The sequence below is a fragment of the Stenotrophomonas africana genome (assembly GCF_013004645.1).
Taxonomy (GTDB): Bacteria; Pseudomonadota; Gammaproteobacteria; order Xanthomonadales; family Xanthomonadaceae; genus Stenotrophomonas; species Stenotrophomonas africana.
In genome coordinates, this window is the sequence record NZ_JABEME010000009.1 from 145737 (window position 1) to 163008 (window position 17272).

Here is a 17272-nt window from a genome sequence, read left to right on the forward strand (position 1 = left end):
CGCCCATGACCTCCCCCGACCTCGATTCCCTGCTGCCGCGCCTGCACGATCTGCGCGCTGCGCTCGCACGCGCGGTGGTTGGCCAGAACACCGTGGTCGAGCAGCTGCTGATCGGCCTGCTGGCCGGTGGCCACTGCCTGCTGGAAGGCGCGCCGGGCCTGGGCAAGACCCTGCTGGTGCGCTCGCTGGGCCAGGCGCTGGAACTGCAGTTCCGGCGCGTGCAGTTCACCCCGGACCTGATGCCCAGCGACATCCTCGGCACCGAGCTGCTGGAAGAAGACCACGGCACCGGCCATCGCCATTTCCGTTTCCAGCAGGGCCCGATCTTCACCCACCTGCTGCTGGCCGACGAACTCAACCGCACCCCGCCCAAGACCCAGGCCGCACTGCTGGAAGCGATGCAGGAGCGCACGGTCAGTTACGCCGGTACCACCTATGCACTGCCCGCGCCGTTCTTCGTGCTGGCCACGCAGAACCCGATCGAGCAGGCCGGCACCTACCCGCTGCCGGAAGCACAGCTGGACCGCTTCCTGCTGCACGTGCTGGTGGATTACCCCAGCGAGGACGAGGAGCGGCAGATCCTGGAACAGACCACTGGCGGCGCCACCGACGCGGTGCCGAAGGTGATGGATGCCGAAGCGGTCATCGCACTGCAGGCCGCGGTGCGCCAGGTGCACGTCAGCCCCGATGTGCTGGCCTGGATCACCCGCCTGGTACGCGCCAGCCGTCCGGGCGACGGCGCGCCGGCCGCCATCAACCAATGGGTGAAATGGGGCGCCGGCCCGCGTGCCGGGCAGTCGCTGGTGCTGGCCGCCAAGGCCCGTGCGCTGCTGCAGGGCCGGTTCGCCGCCACCCGCGAGGATGTGCAGGCACTGGCCGCGCCGGTGATGCGCCATCGCCTGCTGCTGTCGTTCGCCGCCGAGGCCGAGCAGAAGCGTGCCGACGACGTGGTCGCCGCCCTGCTGCAGGCCGTGCCGTTCCCGGGTTGATCCACCCGTGAACGCCGGTACCCCGCTGACCTTGCCACCGGAACTGCGTGCGCGCCTGCGCCTGCTGCGGTTGCAGCCGCGCCTGGCCAGCGGCGCCAGTGGCATCGGCCAGCACGCCAGCCGCAGCCGCGGTGCCGGCCTCGAGTTCGCCCAGTACCGTGCCTACGAGCCGGGAGACGAACTGCGCCAGATCGACTGGAAGCTGTACGCCCGCTCGGATCGCTTCTTCGTGCGCGAGTCCGAACGCGAAAGCCCGATCACGGTCTGGCTGCTGCTGGATGCCACCGCTTCGGCCAACCAGGCGGATCGCGCGGCACCGCAGCGCACGCGCCTGGACCATATGCGGGGTGTGGCCGCCTGCGTGGTTGAACTGGCCCTGCAGCAGGGTGACCGTTTCGGCCTGCTGGCGATCAACGGCGATGGCCTGCAGCTGGTTCCCGCGGCGAACGGCGCACGCCAGCGTGATCGCGTGCATCTGCACCTGCATGCCTTGCAGGCGCGCGGCGCCTGGCCTGCGGCCGATCGCCTTCGGCCGCTGTGGGAACGCGTGCGCCCGGGCGACCTGCTGCTGGCGATCGGCGACGGCTTCGACGACGCCGGCATCGTGCTGCTGGAACAGCTGGCCAGCGCGCGCCGCGAAGTGGCACTGCTGCAGATCCTCACCGCCGACGAGCGCGACTTCCCGTTCGACGCCGGCCACCGCTTCCGCGATCCGGAGACCGGCGAGGAACTGTTGGGCGACGGCGCGGCGATCCGCGCCGACTACCTGCAGCGCTTCGCTGACGCACGCAGCGCGTTGCATGCGCGCCTGCGGTCCAGTGGCATCGCCAGTGCCACCGGCTGGCTCGACCGACCGTTGGACCAGGCACTGCAGGCGCTGTTCGGCCGGGGGGGCGGTGCATGACCCTGCTGTTCCCGCTCGCCCTCGCCGCGCTTGCCGCATGGCTGCTGCCGCTGCTGATCCATCTGGCCCGGCGCCATCCGTACACGCCGCTGGATTTCGCCGCGCTGCGCTGGCTGCGCGCACAGATCCGGCCGCGCCAGCGCATCCGCTTCGATGACTGGCCGTTGCTGCTGGTGCGTCTGCTGTTGCTGGCCGCACTGGCCCTGCTGTTGGCACGACCTGCGTTGACCGGCCCCTCTCCCGCCTCCGATGCGTGGACGGTGGTGGCCCCCGGGCTGGACGCTGCTGCACTGCGTGGTACCGCTGCGGACCGCAACTGGCACTGGCTGGCACCTGGCTTCCCCGCCATCGAACAGGCGCCGCCTGCAGCCAGCGCCTCCCTGCCCAGCCTGTTGCGCGAACTGGACGCACAGCTGCCCGCGGGCACCGCGTTGGTCGTGCACGTTCCCGATCCCCTGCCCGGCCTGGATGGTGCCCGCCTGCAGCTTTCGCGCGACGTGCAGTGGCACACGCAGCCGATGCCGGTCACCCCGCCGCAGACTGCAGCAACTCCGCCCCGGTTACGCGTGCACGGCGAAGCATCCGCGACTGCCCAGCGCTGGTTGAACGCGCTGCAGCGCGCGTGGGGCGTGCAGGCACCGCTCGCTCCGCTGCCGGCAGATGCCCTGCCCGAACGCGGCGAGATCGGCGTGTGGAGCCGCAGCGATGCACTGCCGGCGACCTGGCAGGCGTGGCTGCGTGACGGCGGTCGTGTCATGACTGCCGGCAAGCCTGCTGCCAGTGCCAGCATCCTGCTGCGCGATGCCGAGGGCACACCGCTGCTGTGGCAGCAACGCATCGGCCACGGCTATCTGCTGTCGCTGCCGGGCGACTGGAATGCCGCCAGCAACGCCGCGCTGCGCGATCCGCGACTGCCGCGTGCCCTGCTGCTGGCGCTGCAGCCGCCCAAGGCCCCGCGCCTGGGCGATGCACGTGACCAGGCACCGCAGCGGGCCGCATTGCCTGCTGCAACACCACCGCTGCGTGAGCCAACGCCTTGGCTGTTGCTGGCCATCGTGCTGCTGTTCGCGCTGGAACGCTGGATGGCCAGCAGTGCCTGGCGCAGGGTGGGCGCATGAATACCTTGCAGCACGCCTGGCAACGTGCGCGCCGGCGCCGTGCGCTCATCACCCTGCTGCTGGGCCTGCCATGGGCGCTGGCTGCGGCGGTGCTGGCCCTGCGTCTGGCAGGTTTCGATATCGCCTGCGTCGTCGGTACGATCAGCCTGCTCGCGTGTGCGGGCTTCGCCACTGCGCATGCCCGCCAACTCGACCGGCAGTGGCTGCAACGCCACCTTGATGGCAGCGGTGCCAGCGAGGACAGCGCCGATCTGCTGTTCGCCGATGCCGCCACGCTCAATCCGCTGCAGCAGCGCCAGCGTGCGCATGTGCTGGCGACGCTGGAACGCGCGATGCCGGAGCTGCGTCCGCGCTGGCCACGTGGTGCATTGGCGCTGTGTTGGATCGCAGGGCTGGCCATTGTTGTGCTGGCACTGGGCTGGCCACGTTCGAACCCCGGTTCCGCGCCTACCCGCACGTCGGCGCCCGGCAGCACTGCTTCCGCAGGCCCGCTGCGCCTGCAGTCCACCCGCCTGCGCATCGACGCGCCGGCCTATACCGGCCAGGCCACGCTTACCCAGAATGCGCTGGACGCCAAGGTCGCCGCCGACAGCCGGCTGTCCTGGTCGCTGCGCTTCGACCGCGCCCCGGACAAGGCATGGCTGCAATTCCACGATGGTCGTCGGTTGCCACTGAGCGAGCACGAAGGACAGTGGCAGGCACAGGACATTGCACGCACGCCGGTGCTGTACCGCGTGGTGAGCGAACCGGCACTGGCAGAGACCCGCCTGCATCGGCTGGATGTGGTGGCCGACCGTGCACCCAGCGTGCGCGTACTGGAGCCCACGGCCAGCCTGGTGCTGGGCACGCCGGGGCAACGACAGTGGGCACTGCGCTTCGAGGCCAGCGACGATTACGGTGTCGCGGCGCAGGCAACGCTGTCGATCACCACCACCCAGGGTAGCGGTGAGAACATCACCTTCGTGAAGCGCAGCGTCACACTTGCCGGCAGCGGCGAAGCCACCGCGCGGCGTTTCGCCCACACCCTTGATCTGGCGTCGCTGGGTGCGCAGCCCGGCAACGATGTGATCGCCCAGCTGGAGGTGCGCGACAATCATGCACCCACGCCGCAGACCGGGCGCAGCAGCAGCGTGATCCTGCGCCTGCCCAGCACCGAAGTCGCGCTCGGTGCAGAGCTCGAGGGCCGCATCAAGAAGACCCTGCCTGCGTACTTCCGCAGCCAGCGGCAGATCATCATCGATGCCGAAGCGTTGATCCGGCAGCGACGCAGCCTGGCCGCCGAGGACTTCGTGAAGCGCAGCGATGCGATCGGTGTCGACCAGCGCATCCTGCGCCTGCGCTACGGCCAGTTCCTGGGCGAGGAAAGCGAAGGTGCGCCGAAGCCACCGCCGACCAGTGACCTGCCCACCAGCGATACGCCGGCCGCAGACGACCACGACCCCGACCATGGCGACGAGCACGATCACGACCATGGCGCCGATGCAGGCGCGCACGACGCGCACGGCCACGACCACGGCGGCAAGCCGGCCAATGCCGATACGCCACCGGTGTTCGGCAGCGCCACCGATGTGCTGTCGGAGTACGGCCACACCCATGACCACGCCGAGGCGGCCACCCTGCTCGATCCGCAGACCCGTGCCACGCTGAAGGCCGCGCTGGACCAGATGTGGTCGGCCGAAGGCGAGCTGCGCCAGGGCCGTCCGGAGCAGGCATTGCCTTTTGCCTACAAGGCGCTGGGCTTGATCAAGCAGGTGCAGCAGGCCGAGCGCATCTACCTGGCCCGGGTCGGGCCGGAGCTGCCACCGATCGATGAAGGCCGTCGCCTCGGCGGTGATCGCGCTGGACTGGCCAGTCGCGAACTGCCGCTGGCCGCGCGCATCCCGCCCGATCCGGCCATCGTTGAATCCTGGCAGCGCCTGGGTGATGACAACGGCGCACCGGATCTCGATGCGCTTGCGGCCTGGCAGCAGCGCAATGCAGCCTACCTGCCTGATGCATTGGATCTGGCTGCGGCCATCGAGCAGCTGCGCATCGAGCCCGACTGCAGCGACTGTCGCCAGCGCCTGCGCGCGCAGCTGTGGCGGGCGCTGCAGCGTCCGCTGCCGCAGGCGATGCGGCGCAGTGCTGCCGATGCAATGGGCCAGCGCTACCTCGATGCGCTGGAGGGGCAGCCATGAACGCCTCCAGCCTGAACCTGTGGATTGCGCTGGCACTCGCTCTGGCGGTGGTCATCGCCAGCGTGCGCCAGCTGCGTGGACGCACCGCGCACCCTGGCCGCCGGTGGAGCGTGATCGCACTGCAGATCATCGTCGCCACGCTGCTGTACTTCTGCCTGCTGCCGCCCACCCACCAGCAACCCGCAGGCGGGCTGGTCGTGCTTGGCGTCGATGCGGGCAAGGCCGGCGCGCTCCCGGCCAGCGAAGGCCCGCTGTTGCTGTTGCCGGAAGCTGCCGATGTGCCCGGCGCACAGCGCGTTCCCGACCTGGCCACCGCGCTGCGCCAGCATCCGGCCGCCACGCTGACGCTGGTCGGTGCGGGCCTGGCCGCACGTGACCGCGACGCGGTGCTGCCGCCGGATGTACGTTGGCAGGCCGCACCGGAGCCGCGCGGCTGGATCGCGCTGCAACCACCGGCCGATGTCGCACCCGGTGCCCGCTTCGATGTGCAGGCTCAGGCGCGTGGCGCGGCCAAGGCGAAGGCCGAACTGCTCGACCCGGCCGACAGCGTAGTCGATCGCACGGACGTTGCCGACGACGGCCGCGTGCAGCTGAGTGGCATCGCCCGCGCCGAAGGCCGCAGCGTGTTCAAGCTGCGCCTGCTCGATGCCGACGGCCATGTGGTGGACAGCGTACCGGTGCCGCAGCAGACCCTGCCGGCCGCACCGCTGCGCCTGCTGGTGCGCGCCAGCGCGCCGGGTCCAGAGCTGAAGTACCTGCGGCGTTGGGCGGCCGATGCCGGCATCCGTGTGCAGGTGCAGGCGGATACCGGGGCCGGACTCAGCATCGGCGATGGCGCAGTGTCGATTGATGCAGCATCGCTCATGCGCAGCGATCTGCTGCTGCTGGACGAGCGCAGCCTCGCGGCATTGAGTGCAGGCCAGCTGGCCACCGTGCGCCAGGCACTGCACGATGGACTGGGCGTGCTGGTACGCAGTGCGGGCGCGCCTTCGGCCGGTGCGCGCCAGCGCCTCCGCGATCTGGGCCTGCCCGTGCAGGGCGATGGCAGCAGCCACACCCTTGAACTTCCCAGCGATGGCGAAAGCGCGATCCTCGCCGCACGACGTGGCCCGCTTGCCGCCGGCACGTTGCCGACCGGCTACGGCGAAGAGGCCGACCGCAGCTCGCACAGTGCCGCGCTGCCTTCGCTGGAAGCACTGGCGTTGCAGGCGCCGGGCAGCAACGCGCTGCTGCACGATCGGGGCGGCAAGGCCGTCGGCGGCTGGCGCGCGGTCGGCAACGGACGCATCGGGCTGCTGCCGCTGACCGACAGCTGGCGCTGGGTGCTGGCCGGCCGCGATGACCGCCACGGCGAACTGTGGAGCGACGTGGTTGCCACGCTGGCACGCGCGCAGGGCAGCGGTGATGCGCTGTGGTCACCACAAGTGATTGCCTGGGCCGGAGAACGGCAGTCGCTGTGCGGCGCGCAGGCGCCCCTGCAGGTCTTCAGCAAGCGTGGCGACGCTGTACCCCTGATTGTCGATGGAGCGACGTCGGCGCTGCGCTGCGCCGGCTGGTGGCCGCGTGAAGCGGGCTGGCAGCGCCTGCAGCATGGCGACAGCGTTGTCTGGCGCTATGTGTTCGACCCGAAGGATGCATCTGCGCTGCATCGACAGGCGATGATCGATGCGACCACGCGGGCGTTGGCCTCCAGTACATCGGCGAATGCGTCGGTGATGCAACCCGTGGCAGGCTCACGCTGGCCGTGGTGGCTGGCGTTCGTGTTGTGCGCATCGCTGCTGTGGTGGCTGGAACGGCGGCGCTGACCGCATCGATTGGATCGCGGGCAGCATCCACGCAAGGCGTGGATCTACTGACCCCAATCCTCATGCGTCCTTCAACGCTTGCCCGCGCGCCGGTAGACACCGTTGAAGCGCACGTTCATGCCACCGCATTCGCTGTTGTCGGCCACGATCAGCACCGCACCCAGCGAATGCACGCGCACCTTGCAGGTGTCCTCGACGAACTCGACGTCGGCGCCACGCGGCGCCGCGCGCGCTTCCACCTGGCCCATGTTGGGTCCATAGGGGCGCTGCTCCGGCGTGGGGTTGGCGGAGGGCCAATAAGCGTCACCCTCCACATGCAGTTGCCCGCCCTGCACGGTAATGCGCAGGCCGTTGTCACCATCCTTCCACTCCCCCGCCCAGTCCTGCAGCGTTGGCACGGCCACCGGCAATGGCTGCAGCTTGCTGCGGTCGACCCAACCGGCACTGCCACCCACCTTGTTCGGGAAGAACGCGCAGCGGTAGCGGCCGAGATCACGCCCGGTCACCACGGTATCGCCGTTGACCACATAGCTGCGCTGTCGGCAGGCAGGCTCGCCCTTGGCCGGGCAGCCGTCCATGTCGCCAAGCAGGTACAGACGGGGTGCATCGATCACCCGCGCCAGTGCGAACTGGCTTTGTTCGGAGGGGAACGCACCGTTGCGGCAGGCACCACCGCCGGCGATGCCGTCCGCGAAGGCGGAGACCGGCAGCAATGTGGCCATCAGGCAGATCGAACGCAGGAACATGGCAGCACTATTGGTGGGGGAGCCGGCAGGATATACCGGGCTACTTCACCGGCGGTGCATCGCCGGCATCCTGCTCCTGGGAGAACCGCAGCGCGCGCTGCCGCTGTTCGGCACTGAGCTCCGGTGGCGGCCGCGCCACGGCGGCCTGGATCTGCGCCGGTCCGCCGGTGAGTTTGTTGACGCCCTTGGCGGCCGCCATGACCCCCTTGACCACGCCCATCATGATGTAGCCGCCGCCCATGCTGACCTGCTCCGGCGATGGCGGTTCGCTCCAGTCGCGGCTGAAGCGGTTGTCACCGAACTTCACCGGATTCTTGAAGCGGTACAGGTCCAGCGGCTCGTCGTCGGGCTTGAGCGCACGCACTTCGCCGAGGGTGGTGACATTGTCCTGCGGCAGGGTGGTGGAAATCGGCGCGGTGGTTGCCGCCGGGGCATCAGCAGGGGGAACGGGTGCAGGATCGGGCACTGCCACCGGCGCGGCCTGCTGCGCCTGCGCGATGCCGGCCAGCAGCATGCCGGCCAGGAGTGCTCCCTGCGTTCCACGTCGTGCCACAGCCATCCGCCCTGTTGGTTGCGTCCAGCGCCCAAGGATACGGATGCCGGCTTCAGATTTCGTTGCTGCACCGGCAGCTGTTCAGCCAAGGGCGATGCGGCGACGCCACGGGACGCGAGCACTGAACGGTTCACGGCCGCCGTGTGCGGTGTCTCACATCCTGAGACGTGAGTGTGGTGCCATGTGACCCCTCGCAATCCGTCCCGGCTCCATCTTCCATGGCTTACGAACTCGCCAAGCGCACCGCCGATGCCGAGCAGAAGCTCGCCACCCGCGATGGCCTGCCCGCCCGCGACGGCGCCCTGCTCAGCGCGCGCCTGCAGCGCCGCTACCAGGACCGCATCACCGGCAGCTTTGCCATTCCCGGCCGCGAAGGCCGCTATGCGCCCATTCCCGATTCAGTTCCGCCTGCCCTGGCCGCCGCGCTGAAGGCGCGTGGCATCGAGCAGCTCTACAGCCACCAGGCCGAGGCCTGGGAGGCGAGCCAGCGCGGCGAGCACGTGGCCATCGTCACCCCCACCGCCAGCGGCAAGTCGCTGTGCTACACCCTGCCGGTGGTCAGCGCTGCGATGCAGGACAAGGCCAAGGCGCTGTACCTGTTCCCGACCAAGGCGCTGGCCCAGGACCAGGTGGCCGAGCTGCTGGAACTCAACCGTGCCGGTGACCTGGGCGTAAAGGCCTTCACCTTCGACGGCGACACCCCCGGCGATGCGCGCCAGGCGATCCGCCTGCACGGCGATATCGTGGTGTCCAACCCGGACATGCTGCACCAGGCGATCCTGCCGCATCACACCAAATGGGCGCAGTTCTTCGAGAACCTGCGCTACATCGTCATCGACGAAGTGCATACCTACCGCGGCGTGTTCGGCAGTCACGTCACCAACGTGCTGCGCCGGCTCAAGCGCATCTGCGCGTTCTACGGCGTACAACCGCAGTTCATCCTGTGCTCGGCCACCATCGGCAACCCGCAGGCGCATGCCGAGGCGCTGATCGAGGCGCCGGTTACCGCCATCACCGAATCCGGTGCGCCCAGCGGGCCGAAGCAGGTGCTGCTGTGGAACCCGCCGGTAATCAATCCGGACCTCGGCCTACGTGCCTCGGCACGCTCGCAGAGCAATCGCATCGCCCGCATCGCGATCAAATCCGGGCTGAAGACCCTGGTGTTCGCGCAGACACGCTTGATGGTCGAGGTGCTGACCAAGTACCTGAAGGACATCTTCGACCACGACCCGCGCAAGCCGCCGCGCATCCGCGCCTACCGCGGTGGCTACCTGCCCACCGAACGCCGCGAGACCGAGCGTGCGATGCGCGCGGGCAACATCGATGGCATCGTCAGCACCTCGGCGCTGGAACTGGGCGTGGATATCGGCAGCCTGGACGTGGTGATCCTCAATGGCTACCCGGGCAGCGTGGCCGCCACCTGGCAGCGCTTCGGCCGCGCCGGTCGCCGCCAGCAGCCCGCACTCGGGGTGATGGTGGCCAGCTCGCAGCCGCTGGACCAGTACGTGGTGCGCCATCCGGACTTCTTCGCCGAGGCGTCGCCGGAACACGCACGCATCGCGCCCGACCAACCGTTGATCCTGTTCGACCACATCCGCTGCGCGGCCTTCGAGCTGCCGTTCCGGGTCGGCGATGGCTTCGGCCCGATCGATCCGGAAGTGTTCCTGGAAGCGCTGGCCGAAACCGAAGTGATCCACCGCGAAGGCGAACGCTGGGAATGGATCGCCGACAGCTATCCGGCCAATGCGGTCAGCCTGCGTGCGGTGGCCGACGGCAACTTCGTGGTGGTCGACCGCAGCGATGGCCGCCAGCAGATCATCGCCGAGGTCGATTATTCGGCCGCCGCGCTCACCCTGTACGAAGGCGCCATCCACATGGTGCAGTCCACGCCGTACCAGGTGGAGACGCTGGACTGGGACGGCCGCAAGGCCTACGTCACCCGCACGCATGTGGATTACTACACCGACAGCATCGACTTCACCAAGCTCAAGGTGCTGGACCGTTTCGATGGCGGCGTGGCCGGCCGGGGTGATTCACACCATGGCGAAGTGCACGTGGTACGCCGCGTGGCCGGCTACAAGAAGATCCGCTACTACACCCACGAGAACATCGGCTACGGGCCGGTGAACCTGCCCGACCAGGAACTGCACACCACTGCGGTGTGGTGGCAGCTGCCGCAGGCGCTGCTGCTGCGCGCGTTCGCCAGCAAGCAGGATGCGCTGGACGGCTTCCTCGGTGCGGCGTATGCGCTGCACATCGTCGCCACCGTGGCGGTGATGGCCGATGCGCGCGACCTGCAGAAGTCGGTGGGTAACGGCGATGGTTCCTGGTTCGCGATCGCCGACCAGAGCGGCCGTGGCCAGCTGCGTGGCAGCGAGGGAGATCCCGGTGTGGTGGAGCTGCTGCAGGAATTCGTGCCCACCGTGTACCTGTACGACAACTTCCCCGGTGGCGTCGGCCTCAGCGAGCCGTTGTGGCAGCGCCAGGCCGAACTGGTGCAGCGCGCGCGTGAACTGGTGCAGCGCTGCGACTGCAAGGCCGGCTGCCCGGCCTGCGTGGGCCCGGTGCTGGCCGCACAGGAGGAAGATGAGACCTCGCCGCGCGCGCTGGCGCTGCGCGTGCTGGACCTGTTCGATGCAGAGGCCTGCCATCACGTGCGCGACGTGGTGGTGACCACGCGCGAGCCGATGGAGCTGATGGCACCGTGAGCCTGAGCCTGGACAAGCTGCGCCTGCTGCGCAGGCAGGCCGGCGACCCGAAGGCGAGCACACCGGCCGCGCCGGACGTGCCCCCTGCGCCACTGCCACCCGTGGCCGCCAACGATGCGCGGCAACCACCGGCCGAGCGTTCGGTGTTCGCCTGGGTCGAACAGGAAATCCGCCACAAGCCGACCGGCGCTGCAGCCCCCGCACCGGCATCCGCACCGCTGCGGCGGCCGGAAGTGGGCAGCCTGCATCGCCTGCTCGGCCTGCGTTCGCGCGGTGGAGCCGCGCCGGCACGCGCCAGTGCACAGGATCGCCAGCTGCCCGGCGAGGAGATCGCGCCGGGCCTGTTCCTGATCGAGTCGCTGCAGCCGCAACCGATCCCGATCGCCCCGCTGTCATTGGCCTTCGCCAAGCGCGAAGGCCAGCACGTGGCCGCGCGCGACCTGCTGTTCTTCGATACCGAAACCACCGGCCTGGCCGGCGGTACCGGCACCCGCGCCTTCATGATCGGTGCCGCCGACTGGCACGCCTGCCCGCAGCGCGGCGAAGGCCTGCGCATCCGCCAACTGCTGATGTCGACGATGGCCGCCGAGGACGCGATGCTCGCCACCTTCGCCAGCTGGCTGCAGCCGTCCACCGTGTTCTGCAGCTACAACGGCCGCAGCTACGATGCGCCCCTGCTGAAGGCGCGTTATCGGCTGGCCCGCCAGCGTTGCCCGATCACCGCACTGGATCACGTCGACCTGCTCTATCCGACCCGCCGCCGCTATCGCGGCACGTGGGAGAACTGCAAGCTGTCCACCATCGAACGCCAGCTGCTGCGCGTGGTGCGCGAGGACGACCTGCCGGGCTCGGAGGCGCCGGGCGCATGGCTGCGCTTCCTGCGTGGCGGCGACGCCGTGAATCTGCGCCGGGTCGCTGACCACAACCACCAGGACGTAGTGACCCTGGCCCTGCTGCTGCAACGGCTGGTACGCGAGGAGCAACGCGAGCGCGAGACGCTGGCACTGGTCGGGCCGTAGGCGTTGACGCGGCCTGACGGTGGCAGCGGTGACACTGCCGCCACCATCCATGCCTGGAGCCCGACGATGCGCCTCAATCCCCTGGCCCTGCTCGCCATCCTGCCCTTGGCCGCCTGCAGTCATGCCGGCAGCAGCACCACCCATGATCCCGCACCGGCGCCCGTGGCCGAAACCGCGCACGAATGCAGGCCGGAAGCGCTGGACGCCTTCACCGGCAAGACTGCCGACGAAGCCACGATCAAGAAGCTGGTGGCCGACAGCGGCGCGCGCGGTGCTCGGGTGGTCAAGCCGGGCATGGCAGTGACCATGGACTTTCGCCAGGACCGGGTGACCGTGCAGGTGGACGCGCAGAACCGGATAGAGCGCGCCAGCTGCGGTTGATCGACCCAAGGTAGTGCCGGCTACTGGCCGGCACCCCACATCGCCGGCCAGCGGCCGGCACTACCGATCAGAGTTGCTCGGCCTTGCCGCTGGCCAGTGCGCGCGCGATCACCTGCTGTGCCTGCTGCGATGCCTGCGCATGCACGCGTGCCTGGCGCTCGCCCAGCGCGGCCTGCTTGCTGCCCAGTGCCGCCTGGCGGCTGGCCAGTTCAGACTGCTGGCTGGCCAGACGCTGCATGTCACGGGTGCGGCCGGACTGCGCGGCCTCGCTGCGGGCTTCCTGCATCGCACGACGTGCCTCGGCGGCGGCCTCGCGGGCGGCCTCACGCGCAACGGCCACGTCGCTGGTTGCACCGCGCGCAGCCTTCGCCGCTTCCGCAGCCGCCTCACGGTTGATGTCGTGGGCGGCCATCGCGCTGCGCGCCACCTCGGCGGCGGCCAGTGCGATGCGGCGTGACTCCTCGCCCTGCAGACGCCCCATCTCACCCATCTGCTTGCCGAGTTCGCCCTGCTGGCGACCCAACGCGCTCTGCTGGCGGCCCAGTTCGCTCTGCTGGCGCCCCAGGTCTGCGGCGCCGCTGTAGGCACGCTGCAGGGATTGGATCAGCATCGGGTCGCGCACCACATAGCGCTTGTCGCCCTGGCGGAACCACAGCGCCGGGCCCTTGCCGAGCTGCCTGCGGGCCACCGTAACGTCGTCGATGCCACCGTTGGCGAAGGTCGAATCACCATCGACCAGCACGTAGGCCTCCCGCGGCGACTTGCCCAGATCAAGGCGACCGTAAGTGGTGATGGACGTGGTGGTGGACGTCGTGTCGTCATGGTCCTCATCCCTGCCAGCGGCATCGTCGACGTAGGCCACGTCGGCATCGTCAGGACCGGACGGTTCTTCCACATCGGCCGGTTCGGCGGGGGGTGCCGGCTCCACAGGCACGGCTGGCACTTGCGCGGACGACGGGGGTGCAGGCGGAGCCTTCGGCGGCGCGGGCACCACGGCGGTCGGTGCCGCAGGAGGCGCGGGCGGCGCCGGCGGCACTGGCGCTGCGACCAGCCGCATTGGTGCCACGCCCACCACCACCACGATGGCCGTCAGGGCCACCGCCAACAGGCGCGGGCAGGACCGGCGCGACTGCAGCGAGAGCAGGCGACGCTTGAGGCTGGCGGTGCTCGGTGCGGCACTGGCCACACCCAGGTGCGGCTGCGGGGCCACGCCCAGCTGCAGCAGCAGGCGGCCATAGGCCTGGCGGCTCGCGCCATGCTGGCCGACCACCGCCGCATCCACCGCTTCCTCCCGGGCCTGGGCGTATTCGCGCACCGACAGGCGCAGCAGCGGATGGAAGAAGAACAGGTGCTGCGCCAGTGCGGGCAGCAGGCCCCACTGCAGGTCGCGACGCTGCAGATGCTGCAGTTCGTGGGTCAGTGCCAGGTCCAGCGCATCGCCCTGCAGGGCGTTGTCGCCGGCCGGCAGCAGCAGCACCGGGCGGAACGGCCCGACCAGCTGCGGCGAGTCCACCTGCGTGCTCATCCACAGCCGCGGTGCAGGGCGCACGCCGTGTGCGTCGGAAGCCAGCTGCAGGGCCTGCACCAGCGCCTCGTCCTCGCAGGGATAGGCGGCGGCCAGCAGCGCCCGGCAGCGGCGCCACTCACCGAAAGTGCGCAGGGCCATCAGCAGCACGCCCGATGCCCATAGCGCAGCCAACGCGACGGCCCACCACGCCACTGCCGGCACGTCCGGTGCAGTCATCGGCATTGTCGCCAGCAGCTGCGCCGAGGCTTCCGGCGCCAGTGGGTAGACCAGATCAGCGGCAACGTCAGTGGCGGTCATCGCCACCGCCTGCGGTGCCGGCAGCCAGGCCAACTGCAACGGCTGGCTCCAGAACAGGCCGAGCACGGCCTGCAGCGAGACCAGCCACCACAGGCGGCAGCGGGTAGCCGCCGACAGTGTCGGCAGCGCGCGGCACAGCACGTAGACCAGCGCCACCAGCAGCACGGTCTGCAGGCTGGTCCAGCCCAGCCGTTCCAGCATTGGGATCAGCATCGTGGTGTCCATGGCTCAGCCCTCGTGGCGACGCGATTGGAGTTGGGCGACCAGCGCTTCCAACTCGGCCAGCTCGTTGTCGCTGACCTGCTGGCGCTGCGACAGGTAGGCCACAAATGGCGACACCGAGCCCTGGAGGGTGTTGTCGATGAACTGGGCCACGGCCCCCTGCAGCACGCTTTCCGGGCCACGGGTGGCCTGGTAGCGGTAGACGCCGTCCTGCTGCTGGCGCTGAAGATACCCCTTGGCCCGCAGCCGCTCCATCATCGTCAGCACGGTGGAACGGGCCAGGCCACGGGCCTCGCCGTAGCCGCTGGCGACCTCACCGACCGTGGCCGGCGCATGTTCATCGATGTACTGCAGCAGGGCCAGTTCCTGGTCCCCGATGGTCTTGCCACGCATGACACCACTCCCTTGACTACACGTGTCGTCACTGTCAGCTTGACGACAACTGTAGTCAACCCCCCGGAAGTCATGGGCCGACGAACGGTAGGGGCGCCGAGCGCTTAAACCTTTGGCGCGCCGGCTGCATCCGATCCGGACGCCCTGCAGGAATTCCGCATGTTCCGCCCAACGCTTCGAGTCGTACTCATGCTCACCAGTGCCCTGCCCTTCACCGCCATCTCTGCCAGCCAGGACCAGGCCAACGACCAGACCCGCCGCCTGATCCGCCAGATCATGCTGGAGCAGCGCATCCCCGGGTTGCAGGTCGCGGTGGTCAAGCAAGGGCAGATCGTGCTGTCCGAAGCCTATGGCCTGGCCAATGTCGAGAATGGTGTGCTTGCCTCGCGCGACACCCGCTTCCCGCTCAACTCGGCCACCAAGGCCTTCACCGGCGTGGCCGCCGCGCAGCTGGCGCAGGAGGGGCGATTGGATCTGGACGCGCCGGCCTCGCGCTACCTGGATGATCTTCCACCAGCGTGGAGAGACGTACGCGTTCACCAGCTGCTGGCACATACCTCCGGCCTTCCGGACATCCTTGATGCGAACGGGCTGTTGGGCGCTGGCTCAGAAGCGCAGGCGTGGGCGGCCGTCACTGCGCAGCCGGTCGAAGCCGAACCCGGGCAGCGCTTCGCCTACAACCAGACCAACTACGTACTGCTGGCACGAATCATCGCGAAGCAATCCGGCATGCCCTACGAACGTTTCCTCGCCACCGGCCAGTTCAGCAGCGCGCGCATGGCCCGCACCACCTTCGGCGACAGCTACGACCTGATTCCGGATGCGGCGACGATGTACAGCCTGGCCCCACGTGCCACCGACGCTGCGGATGCACCGTCCCGCCTGTCGCACTGGTTCTACGACATACCGCCTTCGCTGTGGGCTGGTGGCGGCATCCTCACCACCGCCGACGACACCGCGCGCTGGCTGGTCGCGCTGACCGAAGGCCGCCTGCTACCGGAGACGGCCCTGCGGCGGATGTGGAGCGCGGAGCGCCTGGTCGATGGCCGTGCCGGCCCATGGGCGGGTGGCTGGCCGGTGCTGCGCGCATCGCCCGACCTTCAGGTGGCCGGTATCGGCGGTGCGCGCTCGGCCTTCGTGGTCTATCCCGAGCGCGGCGTGGCGGTGGTGGTGCTGACCAATCTTGTCGGTGCCAATCCGCAGCAGTTCATTCCGCGCATTGCCGATCTCTATGCGCCTGCGGTGACCGTGCCCTGAGGCTGCCGGCCAGCGGCCGGCACTACCGTCGGCTCAGCCCCGCGGCCCACCCATCACCGGCAGGATCACCCCGCTGATGTAACTGGCACACGCCGGCGAGGCCAGGAATACATAGGCGGGCGAGAGCTCTTCCGGCTGCGCGGGCCGGCCCATGTCACTGTCCTTGCCGAACTCAGCGACGTCCTCCGCCTTCTTGTCGGCCGGGTTCAGCGGCGTCCACACCGGTCCCGGCGCCACGCAGTTGACCCGGATGCCACGTGGCAGCAGCTGGCTGGCGAGCGACTTGGTGAACGCATGGATTGCGCCCTTGGTGGCCGAGTAGTCGATCAGCGCCTTGCTGCCGAAGATTCCCGTTTCCGAACCGGTGTTGATGATGCTGGCGCCCTCGCCCAGATGCGGCAGCACCGCACGCGCCATCTGGATGTAACCGCCGATGTTGGTCTGAAGGGTCTCCTGAAGGTGCGCGTCCTCCAGGTCCTCCAGGCGCTCGCAATGCAGCTGGAACGCGGCGTTGTTGACCAGGATGTCGATGCCGCCGAACGCCTTGGCCACTTGCTTCACCGCCCTGCTGCAGAAGCGCGGATCGCGCACGTCACCGGCGATCACCACGCAGCGACCGCCTTCGCGCTCCACGTGCTGGCGGGTGATATCGGCATCCTCGGCTTCGTCCAGGTGGAGTACCGCCACATCGGCGCCTTCGCGCGCAAACAGCACCGCTACCGCGCGACCGATGCCGGAATCACCACCGGTGACGATCGCGCGCATGCCCTGCAGCTTGCCGCTGCCGACGTAGTCCGGTGCCAGGAAGCGCGGTGCCAGTTCCAGTGCGTGCTCATGGCCCGGCTTGGCCAGCTGCTGCGCCGGCATCGCCTCCGGCTGTCGGCGCGTGCCGGCCTGGGTTGCGGTTTTCTTCGTTGTCTTCGTTGCTTTTTTTGCCGCGCGCACGTCCTTGGCCTTCTCCTGGTCCTGCAGGCGCCGCTGCCGCGCTGCCACACGGGCCGCGCGCGGATCGGAAGCGGCAGCCTTGCGGGTGGCGGTCTTCACCACGCGCGGGCGCTGGGATGCGGTGGTCTCGGTGGCGGCTGGCGCGGCCTGGGTGCCTTTGCGCACCTTCGGCGATGCCTTGCGGCGGGTGGGGGTCTTCTTGGTGGTGGCCATGCAGGTCTCCTCGGGAG

General features: G+C 69.4%; 14 protein-coding genes. 9 read left to right on the forward strand and 5 right to left on the reverse strand.

Annotated elements, in window-relative coordinates; all coding sequences use genetic code 11:
- Window positions 1-5 precede the first annotated feature (5 nt).
- From HLA98_RS16135 to HLA98_RS16155, 5 genes are read left to right on the forward strand one after another with little or no spacing between them, the layout of a single operon-like run.
- Window positions 6-989 carry an AAA family ATPase gene (locus HLA98_RS16135; RefSeq protein WP_049448317.1) on the forward strand — a complete coding sequence of 328 codons (984 nt, stop codon included), beginning with the start codon at window positions 6-8 and terminating at the stop codon, window positions 987-989.
- Window positions 990-996: 7 nt separating this feature from the next.
- Window positions 997-1893 (forward strand): DUF58 domain-containing protein, encoded by an 897-nt coding sequence (locus HLA98_RS16140; RefSeq protein ID WP_057500003.1) that lies wholly within the window; start codon window positions 997-999, stop codon window positions 1891-1893.
- Window positions 1890-3011 (forward strand): BatA domain-containing protein, encoded by a 1122-nt coding sequence (locus tag HLA98_RS16145; RefSeq protein WP_057500002.1) that lies wholly within the window; start codon window positions 1890-1892, stop codon window positions 3009-3011. Before HLA98_RS16140 ends, HLA98_RS16145 begins: the two co-directional genes overlap by 4 nt.
- A complete protein-coding gene (locus HLA98_RS16150; protein WP_057500001.1) occupies window positions 3008-5188 on the forward strand; it encodes a hypothetical protein in 2181 nt (726 codons plus the stop codon). Before HLA98_RS16145 ends, HLA98_RS16150 begins: the two co-directional genes overlap by 4 nt.
- A complete protein-coding gene (locus HLA98_RS16155; RefSeq protein WP_057500000.1) occupies window positions 5185-6993 on the forward strand; it encodes a hypothetical protein in 1809 nt (602 codons plus the stop codon). Before HLA98_RS16150 ends, HLA98_RS16155 begins: the two co-directional genes overlap by 4 nt.
- 71 nt (window positions 6994-7064) lie before the next feature.
- Here the strand turns inward: HLA98_RS16155 and HLA98_RS16160 are convergent, their stop codons facing one another.
- Together HLA98_RS16160 and HLA98_RS16165 are read right to left on the reverse strand one after the other, a co-directional pair.
- A complete protein-coding gene (locus HLA98_RS16160; RefSeq protein ID WP_057499999.1) occupies window positions 7065-7739 on the reverse strand; it encodes a hypothetical protein in 675 nt (224 codons plus the stop codon).
- 40 nt (window positions 7740-7779) lie between these two features.
- Window positions 7780-8298 (reverse strand): hypothetical protein, encoded by a 519-nt coding sequence (locus HLA98_RS16165; protein ID WP_057499998.1) that lies wholly within the window; start codon window positions 8296-8298, stop codon window positions 7780-7782.
- A gap of 212 nt (window positions 8299-8510) precedes the next feature.
- Here HLA98_RS16165 and HLA98_RS16170 point away from each other — a divergent pair, with 212 nt between their 5' ends.
- From HLA98_RS16170 to HLA98_RS16180, 3 genes are all read left to right on the forward strand, one after another.
- Window positions 8511-11000, forward strand: a complete 2490-nt coding sequence (locus HLA98_RS16170) for a DEAD/DEAH box helicase (protein ID WP_057499997.1) — start codon at window positions 8511-8513, stop codon at window positions 10998-11000.
- Entirely contained in the window at window positions 10997-12019 is a 1023-nt protein-coding gene (locus tag HLA98_RS16175) for a ribonuclease H-like domain-containing protein (RefSeq protein ID WP_057499996.1), read from the forward strand. The genes HLA98_RS16170 and HLA98_RS16175 overlap by 4 nt, the downstream gene beginning before the upstream one ends.
- Window positions 12020-12085: 66 nt before the next feature.
- Window positions 12086-12400, forward strand: coding sequence for an I78 family peptidase inhibitor (locus tag HLA98_RS16180; RefSeq protein WP_057499995.1), 315 nt, complete (start codon window positions 12086-12088; stop codon window positions 12398-12400).
- 67 nt (window positions 12401-12467) lie between these two features.
- Here HLA98_RS16180 and HLA98_RS16185 read toward each other — a convergent pair whose 3' ends face one another.
- Both HLA98_RS16185 and HLA98_RS16190 read right to left on the reverse strand, forming a co-directional pair.
- A complete protein-coding gene (locus HLA98_RS16185; RefSeq protein WP_057499994.1) occupies window positions 12468-14450 on the reverse strand; it encodes a M56 family metallopeptidase in 1983 nt (660 codons plus the stop codon).
- 3 nt (window positions 14451-14453) lie between these two features.
- Window positions 14454-14840 carry a BlaI/MecI/CopY family transcriptional regulator gene (locus HLA98_RS16190; RefSeq protein WP_049448297.1) on the reverse strand — a complete coding sequence of 129 codons (387 nt, stop codon included), beginning with the start codon at window positions 14838-14840 and terminating at the stop codon, window positions 14454-14456.
- Between the two features lie 189 nt (window positions 14841-15029).
- On the opposite strand from HLA98_RS16190, the gene HLA98_RS16195 reads away from it, so the two are divergent.
- Window positions 15030-16097: a serine hydrolase domain-containing protein gene (locus HLA98_RS16195; RefSeq protein ID WP_057499993.1), complete on the forward strand. Its 1068-nt coding sequence runs from the start codon at window positions 15030-15032 to the stop codon at window positions 16095-16097.
- A 33-nt stretch (window positions 16098-16130) separates the two neighbouring features.
- On the opposite strand, the gene HLA98_RS16200 is transcribed toward HLA98_RS16195, so the two are convergent.
- Entirely contained in the window at window positions 16131-17255 is a 1125-nt protein-coding gene (locus HLA98_RS16200) for an SDR family oxidoreductase (RefSeq protein WP_057499992.1), read from the reverse strand.
- Between the last annotated feature and the right edge of the window lie 17 nt (window positions 17256-17272).

Bases quoted from the DNA above. Each gene is read 5' to 3' on its own strand.
- HLA98_RS16190 (WP_049448297.1), bottom strand. From the start codon at position 14,840: ATGCGTGGCAAGACCATCGGGGACCAGGAACTGGCCCTGCTGCAGTAC.
- HLA98_RS16165 (WP_057499998.1), bottom strand. From the start codon at position 8,298: ATGGCTGTGGCACGACGTGGAACGCAGGGAGCACTCCTGGCCGGCATG.
- HLA98_RS16170 (WP_057499997.1), top strand. From the start codon at position 8,511: ATGGCTTACGAACTCGCCAAGCGCACCGCCGATGCCGAGCAGAAGCTC.
- HLA98_RS16185 (WP_057499994.1), bottom strand. From the start codon at position 14,450: ATGGACACCACGATGCTGATCCCAATGCTGGAACGGCTGGGCTGGACC.
- HLA98_RS16160 (WP_057499999.1), bottom strand. From the start codon at position 7,739: ATGTTCCTGCGTTCGATCTGCCTGATGGCCACATTGCTGCCGGTCTCC.
- HLA98_RS16135 (WP_049448317.1), top strand. From the start codon at position 6: ATGACCTCCCCCGACCTCGATTCCCTGCTGCCGCGCCTGCACGATCTG.
- HLA98_RS16195 (WP_057499993.1), top strand. From the start codon at position 15,030: ATGCTCACCAGTGCCCTGCCCTTCACCGCCATCTCTGCCAGCCAGGAC.
- HLA98_RS16150 (WP_057500001.1), top strand. From the start codon at position 3,008: ATGAATACCTTGCAGCACGCCTGGCAACGTGCGCGCCGGCGCCGTGCG.
- HLA98_RS16200 (WP_057499992.1), bottom strand. From the start codon at position 17,255: ATGGCCACCACCAAGAAGACCCCCACCCGCCGCAAGGCATCGCCGAAG.
- HLA98_RS16155 (WP_057500000.1), top strand. From the start codon at position 5,185: ATGAACGCCTCCAGCCTGAACCTGTGGATTGCGCTGGCACTCGCTCTG.
- HLA98_RS16180 (WP_057499995.1), top strand. From the start codon at position 12,086: ATGCGCCTCAATCCCCTGGCCCTGCTCGCCATCCTGCCCTTGGCCGCC.
- HLA98_RS16145 (WP_057500002.1), top strand. From the start codon at position 1,890: ATGACCCTGCTGTTCCCGCTCGCCCTCGCCGCGCTTGCCGCATGGCTG.